At 45.1% G+C, this 7,125-nt stretch carries 5 protein-coding genes and 1 pseudogene; 1 reads left to right on the top strand and 5 read right to left on the bottom strand.

The genetic code is table 11. The features are described from left to right. From L865_RS0117895 to dnaK, 3 genes and pseudogenes are all read right to left on the bottom strand, one after another. A pseudogene (locus tag L865_RS0117895) lies at positions 1–259 on the bottom strand (helix-turn-helix domain-containing protein); the annotation flags it as partial. Between the two features lie 95 nt (positions 260–354). Beyond that, on the bottom strand, positions 355–1,491 hold the full coding sequence (dnaJ, locus tag L865_RS0117890) for a molecular chaperone DnaJ (RefSeq protein WP_028774498.1): 1,137 nt from the start codon (positions 1,489–1,491) through the stop codon (positions 355–357). Positions 1,492–1,592: 101 nt separating this feature from the next. Further along, positions 1,593–3,515, bottom strand: a complete 1,923-nt coding sequence (gene dnaK / locus L865_RS0117885) for a molecular chaperone DnaK (protein WP_028774497.1) — start codon at positions 3,513–3,515, stop codon at positions 1,593–1,595. A gap of 293 nt (positions 3,516–3,808) precedes the next feature. Here dnaK and L865_RS0117875 point away from each other — a divergent pair, with 293 nt between their 5' ends. Continuing rightward, on the top strand, positions 3,809–4,732 hold the full coding sequence (locus L865_RS0117875; RefSeq protein WP_028774495.1) for a DMT family transporter: 924 nt from the start codon (positions 3,809–3,811) through the stop codon (positions 4,730–4,732). A 71-nt stretch (positions 4,733–4,803) separates the two neighbouring features. Here the strand turns inward: L865_RS0117875 and L865_RS24140 are convergent, their stop codons facing one another. Beyond that, positions 4,804–5,442 carry a hypothetical protein gene (locus L865_RS24140; protein ID WP_051484685.1) on the bottom strand — a complete coding sequence of 213 codons (639 nt, stop codon included), beginning with the start codon at positions 5,440–5,442 and terminating at the stop codon, positions 4,804–4,806. Between the two features lie 399 nt (positions 5,443–5,841). After that, a complete protein-coding gene (locus L865_RS0117860; protein ID WP_028774494.1) occupies positions 5,842–7,116 on the bottom strand; it encodes a glutamate-5-semialdehyde dehydrogenase in 1,275 nt (424 codons plus the stop codon). Between the last annotated feature and the right edge of the window lie 9 nt (positions 7,117–7,125).

The following is a 7,125-nucleotide window of genomic DNA, read 5'->3' as shown; positions in this document are numbered from 1 at the left end:
TCTCTAATCGTTTGATTTTCTGGGCAGGTGTTTCTTTAGATTTAGACATAGGAGAGTGCTCCATGGGTTGCGTCCAGTCTAATCTACCATGCTTTCTTAACCATGTAAGGACCGTACTTCGACCTTGAATACCGTAGTGCTGTTGAGCTTGCTTATAGGTTAGCTCGCCTTTTTCTACTTGACTGACAACGGCTAATTTAAAGCCTAATGTGTAATCACGTTGTGTACGTTTAATGCTAATTGTGCTTGAAGGTTTCATAGATAAGTCTCCAAAGTGTCAACTTATCTCAGGACGGGACACACCCAGGCAAAAAAAAGCCTCGCTAGGCGAGGCTTTATTAACAACAACTATATTTAGCTGTTTAAGTCTTGAAAGAACTTCTTCACACCATCAAAGAAGCCTTCAGCCTTAGGGCTGTGCTTTTTAGATGAACCAGTAAGTGTTTCGTCGAATTCACGCAGCAGTTCTTTTTGCTTATCGCTCAAATTAACCGGCGTTTCCATGACAACTTTACACAGTAAGTCGCCAACGGCATGGCTACGTACCGACTTAACACCTTTACCGCGCATACGGAACATACGTCCAGTTTGTGTCTCTGAAGGTATTTTCAGGTTCACTTTGCCATCTAATGTTGGCACTTCGATTTCACCACCTAATGCCGCAGTGCTGAAAGAGATCGGCACTTCGCAATATAGGTTGTTACCATCACGCACAAAAATAGCATGTTCTCTGACTGTTACCTGAACATATAAATCACCCGGTGGTGCGCCAAACTCGCCAGCTTCACCTTCACCAGATAATCGAATACGGTCACCGGTATCAACACCCGCAGGAATTTTAACCGAAAGAGTTTTGCTCTTTTCAACACGGCCTTCACCATGACACTTATTACAAGGGTCTTTGATGATTTTACCGCGACCATGACAGGTTGGACATGCTTGCTGAACGGCAAAGAACCCTTGGCGCATCTGAACTTGGCCTTGACCATGACAGGTGCCACATGTGGTGGGTGAAGAACCTTTCTTGGCTCCGCTACCATCACAGCTATCACAACCTACTAAAGTTGGGATGCGTAGTTCTTTGCTTAAGCCTTTCACGGCTTCTTCAAGCGACAGCTCTAGGTTGTAACGTAAGTCACTACCACGGGCAGCTTGACGTTGCCCGCCACCGCGACGGCCACCACCAAATATATCGCCAAATACATCGCCGAACACATCGCCAAAGTCTGCGCCACCGCCGCCGAAGCCACCACCGCCGCGATTAGGATCGACGCCAGCATGACCAAACTGGTCATAAGCCGCTTTCTTATCGCTGTCGGTTAGAATTTCATAAGCTTCTTTAGCTTCTTTGAAGTTCTTCTCTGCGGTTTTGTCACCTGGATTGCGGTCCGGGTGAAATTTCATAGCAAGTCGTTTATACGACTTCTTAATTTCACGTTCACTGGCATCGCGTCCGACACCTAATACTTCGTAATAATCTCGCTTTGACATAATCTCACGCTTTGTTGGCTGAAGTGATAGCTTAACTTGCGACAACGGGCGTTAGAGTCTCCCCTAACGCCCGTACTAAATAATTTAGGGGTTAGCCTCGATTATTTCTTGTCATCTTTTACTTCTTCAAACTCAGCATCAACTACATCATCTTCAGGCTTAGACGCTTGCGCTTCGCCTTCTGGAGCAGCTTCACCTTGCTGTGCTTGTGCTTTAGCTTGAGCAATTTCCATCAACTTAGCTGATGCTTCCATTAGCTCTTGAGTTGATTTTTCAATCGCTTCTTTGTCATTGCCTTTTACTGCAGTTTCAACATTAGCCATTGCCGCTTCGATTTTTTCTTTCTCGTCGCTTGGTAATGCTTCACCAGCTTCTTCGATCTGCTTCTTAGTCGCGTGAACCATGCCATCAGCTTGGTTACGTGCTGTAACTAGCTCTTCAAACTTAGCATCTTCATCTGCGTGCGCTTCTGCATCACGAACCATTGCATCAACTTCTTCATCACTTAGACCAGAAGAGGCTTTAATGGTGATATTCTGAGCTTTACCGGTTTTCTTATCGGTTGCCGATACGTGCAAGATACCATCAGCATCGATATCGAAAGCCACTTCAATTTGTGGCATGCCACGTGGTGCAGGTTCAATACCTTCAAGGTTAAACTGACCAAGAGACTTGTTGCCGCTCGATTGCTTACGCTCACCCTGAAGTACATGAATTGTTACTGCACTTTGGTTATCATCTGCAGTTGAGAAAGTTTGCGATGCCTTAGTTGGAATTGTGGTGTTTTTCTCAATCAGCTTAGTCATTACGCTACCCATAGTCTCAATACCTAGAGACAGAGGCGTAACGTCAAGTAATAGTACGTCTTTCACATCACCGGCAAGTACACCAGCTTGTACTGCTGCACCAATAGCAACGGCTTCATCTGGGTTAACATCTTGGCGAAGCTCTTTGCCGAAGAAAGATGAAACTTCTTCACGTACTTTAGGCATACGTGTTTGGCCACCCACTAGAATGACTTCGTTGATATCTGATACTGAAAGGTCAGCATCTGCTAGGGCAACTTTTAGTGGCTCTAGTGAACGAGTAATCAAATCTTCAACTAAAGACTCTAACTTAGCACGAGTGATTTTAACCACTAAGTGCTTAGGGCCTGTTGCATCAGCAGTGATGTAAGGCAGGTTAACTTCAGTTTGCGTTGTGCTTGATAGTTCAATCTTCGCTTTTTCTGCCGCTTCTTTAAGACGCTGCATCGCTAGCGGATCGTTACGCAAGTCTAGTGACTGCTCTTTCTTGAACTCATCTGCTAAGTAGTTGATCAAACGGTTATCGAAATCTTCACCACCTAAGTGAGTGTCACCGTTAGTCGCAAGTACTTCAAAAGTTTGCTCGCCATCAACGCTATCGATTTCAATGATAGAGATATCAAATGTACCACCACCTAAATCGTATACCGCAACGATGTTATCGCCTTGCTTCTTATCAATACCGTAAGCCAGTGCTGCTGCTGTTGGCTCGTTGATGATACGCTTAACTTCTAGACCCGCAATACGGCCAGCATCTTTAGTTGCTTGACGCTGAGAATCGTTAAAGTATGCAGGGACTGTGATAACAGCTTCAGTCACTTCTTCACCTAAGAAGTCTTCTGCTGTTTTCTTCATTTTCTTCAAAGTTTCAGCTGAAACTTGTGGCGGCGCCATTTTCTTACCGTGCGCTTCAACCCATGCATCACCATTGTCTGCACCAATGATTTTGAACGGCATGATGTCAACGTCACGCTGTACTTCGTCATCTTTAAAACGACGACCGATAAGACGCTTAATTGCAAAGAAGGTATTCGTTGGGTTAGTTACAGCTTGGCGTTTCGCAGGCTGACCAACTAGTACTTCTTCACCTGTATAAGCAATAATCGACGGAGTAGTGCGATCGCCTTCAGCATTTTCTAGAACGCGTGCTTTGTCACCATCTAATACTGCAACACAAGAGTTGGTTGTACCTAAATCGATACCAATAATTTTACCCATGGAGTCCTCCAAAAAACTTTATATAACGCTAAACTTGTTTGATGATTCAGATATGGGGCTGGGCGATTACAATTTCAAGCCCTAATTTTTGCCACCAAAATCTTTCCTTACCCCCTATATTGGGACGCTTCTGGTCTTTACAAGGGCAGAAAAACAAATTTTGTAAAAATCTATACTTTTTTGAACTTTGCCACACCATTGCAACAACTGTTTTGGTATACTGCATGCAATCTGGAGAGGTTAAGTGCCATCACCACTTATACCTAAGTTGTCTCGTGTAGTGAGAAATGAAATTGAAGCAGTCAAATCAAGCCTATTTATTTGGTCTCGGTGCCATCGTATTATGGTCAACCGTCGCAACAGCCTTTAAGTTAGCACTTGCCCATTATTCGCCGTTACAGCTGGTACTCATCGCCGTCGTCACCTCCATTGTGGCACTCAGCGGCGTGCTATTAATACAAAAGAAAACCCATTTAATCACCCAGCAGTTTATCCAGCGGCCACTATTTTATTTGCAGACGGGTTTACTCAACCCCTTTCTCTACTATCTGGTGTTGTTTAAGGCCTATTCTTTGCTGCCGGCACAGCAAGCGCTTTCGCTTAACTATACCTGGGCAATCCTGCTGCCACTTTTAGCAGTGCCCTTGCTCGGACAAAAGCTAAGAAAAAGTGACGTGACTGCAGCTTTGATTGCTTATCTTGGGGTATTTATTATTGCCACCAATGGCCAAATAACCGATTTTGCCTTTGACAGCGCAACTGGCGTATTACTGGCTTTAACTAGTACCTTACTGTGGTGTTTGTATTGGATTGTGAATACCAAAGACAAAGGTGACCCTATCGTCAGCCTGTTGCTTAGCTTTGTGGTTGGCTTGCCTTTTATCTGCCTGGCACTTCTGATGACTCAAGGTTTGCCAAGTTGGAACCCCCAAGCGTTTGCTGCGGCAATTTATGTCGGCTTGTTTGAAATGGGAATTACTTTTGTGCTGTGGCTTATCGCACTTAAAAAAGCAGATAGAACCGCATCAATGAGTACATTGGTATTTATCACACCAGTTTTATCCATTGGTTTTATCTCGTGGATTTTGCAAGAAGCCATTACTCGCTCAACCTTTATCGGTTTAGGGCTCATTTTAACGGCACTCGCATTGCAACAAATTTTACCGCAGATAGCGAAGCGAAGAAGCAAACCACAAACTGTAGTAAATGAAGCCTAAACAAAAACGCCCTAACATAAGTTAGGGCGTTTTGTTAATTAACGTCTAGATAAAGCCGCAAGATTAATCCACTAATAGCTGACTTCGACCTGACCAACACCAACGCTCACGAGTAATTGATACTGACCCGTTGCAGAGCTTTGCTCGTAGCTTTGACTTACTAATGCTTGGTCAACTTTGACCTTCTCACCGTTATGACGCACTTGCACTTCGCCCACACCAGATGACAACTCAATGTCACGATAACGATGCTGATTGTTCACCACAACCCTACCTACACCAAGGTCAATCGCCAAGTCATTCTCAAGACCCGCGACTTCGACTTCACCAATTCCTATATCGACATCGGTTGCCGCATCCCGTGGCAAATACACACGCCAGTTTTGCTTCAGATCATCTTGATGGTTAAGTTTTAGCACTAGGCGGTCATTTTGTTCATCAGCATCAATTTCAATCTCACTAACATCACCTTGCTGCCACATGTTAAACCAGCTAGATTGCGAGGCAACCACTTCCACCTCCACCCGCACTTCTGACTCATCCGTGGCGATCACTTCAACACGGCCAACCTCAATATCGAGCACCACAGCTTGGCCATGATAACTATAATTTTGCTGCAGTTGCTTGCCCTCTTGAGCTTGCGCGCTAAAAACCGTTAACCCTAAAAAACAAACTAATACTGTCGCGAATCTTCCTAGTGCGTTATTCATATGAATCCCTTTACGTTATCTATTCTAGCCGTTGTTGTCTCTAGTAAAGCAAGTCTCAGGCCAAAATTTAAAATCATTTAATAACAATAAGATAAAGATAAACAGATGCCAGAGTGACGGGAGCGTACGCCAGATTATAACCAAGACAATTAATAGTTGGTTAAAATCACAAACAATTACAAAGCGACATCAGTGGGACACAAATGTATATGACGAGATTAACGAGTTACAGACAGCTCGCAATGCGCGGGAATAAATACAAAGGTAAATACAAAGGTAAATACAACTTCAAGCATCAAGAACAACAAGGAGAGCATTATGAGGTCAATAGCAAGGCTGGCAGTAAAACATAGCTAGGATTAACCCGGTGATGAGGCTAACCCTAGCTCGGTGTGGCGCTTAGCTACGCGGGGTATAATCTCCGACACCAATCCACTTATAAGTGGTTAAAGCTTCAAGCCCCATTGGGCCTCTGGCATGTAACTTTTGTGTGGATACCGCCACTTCAGCCCCTAAGCCGAACTGGCCGCCATCGGTAAAGCGCGTGCTAGCGTTGACATAAACCGCCGCCGAGTCCACCTCATTAATGAACTGCGCCGAAGCTTGCAGACTATCGGTTAAAATACCTTCTGAGTGACCGCTAGAGTACTGGCGAATATGAGCCACGGCAGCACTGATATCATCGACAATTCGGATATTCAAACTCAAGCCTAACCACTCTTGGCCATAGGTGTCGCTATCAGCCTGCTCAACTGTCACAGACAACTGAGCCGCCAACGCTTGGGTTGCAGCACAAGCGTAAATTTTGACCTGCTGCGCCTGTAACGCGGCAAAGAGTTCCGCTAATAACTCTGAAGCAACAGACTGGTGAACCAGCACAGTATCCAGCGCATTGCACACTGTCGGACGCTGCACTTTAGCATTAATGATCACAGCAACTGATTGACTTAAATTGGCTGCACTGTCGACATATAAATGGCAAATACCAATGCCACCTAAAATAACCGGAATCGTCGCTTGTTCGGCGCAGAGGCGCTGCAAATTCTGACCACCGCGCGGCACAATCATATCGACATAACGGTCAAGCTTAAGTAAGCCACTCACTAACGCTCGGTCGGGATTGGCAATCAACTGCACAACATCTGCCGGCAACCCTTGAGCCACAACCGCCTGACGAATACTGCTACTAATGGCCAAGTTTGACTGCAATGTCTCTTTACCACCTCTTAAAATCACAGCATTACCTGTCTTTAAGGCAAGCACAGCAATATCAACCGTGACATTAGGACGGGCTTCGTATATCACGCCAATAACACCCAGTGGCACGCGGCGACGTGACAGGCGCAAACCATTGTCGAGTAACTGGCTTTCAAGTTCAGTTCCAACGGGGTCGGCAAGGTTAATGACATTATCTATATCGGCAATCACCGCAGCTAAACGAGGGTGATCCAGTAGCAGCCTGTCAATCATGGCATCATTGAGACCATTTTGTTTAGCCTGCGCAACATCTTGGCTGTTTGCTGCAACTATCTTATCTGCATCTACCTTTAGCTGCTCAGCAATCGCGCTCAGTAACTGCTGCTTTTGCTGACCAGTTAAATTTGCTAAAGCGTAGCTGGCTTGCTTAGCTTGTTGACCCAGCGATGTCAGGTATTCACTTTGCTGTTCACTCACAGTGGTTTT

Origin of the sequence: Shewanella waksmanii ATCC BAA-643 (genome assembly GCF_000518805.1) — a bacterium.
Lineage (GTDB): Bacteria > Pseudomonadota > Gammaproteobacteria > Enterobacterales > Shewanellaceae > Shewanella > Shewanella waksmanii.
Note: the sequence above shows the minus strand (reverse complement) of the source record. Positions and strands in the feature narration are given on the sequence as shown.

Bases quoted from the DNA above. Each gene is read 5' to 3' on its own strand.
- dnaJ (WP_028774498.1), bottom strand. From the start codon at position 1,491: ATGTCAAAGCGAGATTATTACGAAGTATTAGGTGTCGGACGCGATGCC.
- dnaK (WP_028774497.1), bottom strand. From the start codon at position 3,515: ATGGGTAAAATTATTGGTATCGATTTAGGTACAACCAACTCTTGTGTT.
- L865_RS24140 (WP_051484685.1), bottom strand. From the start codon at position 5,442: ATGAATAACGCACTAGGAAGATTCGCGACAGTATTAGTTTGTTTTTTA.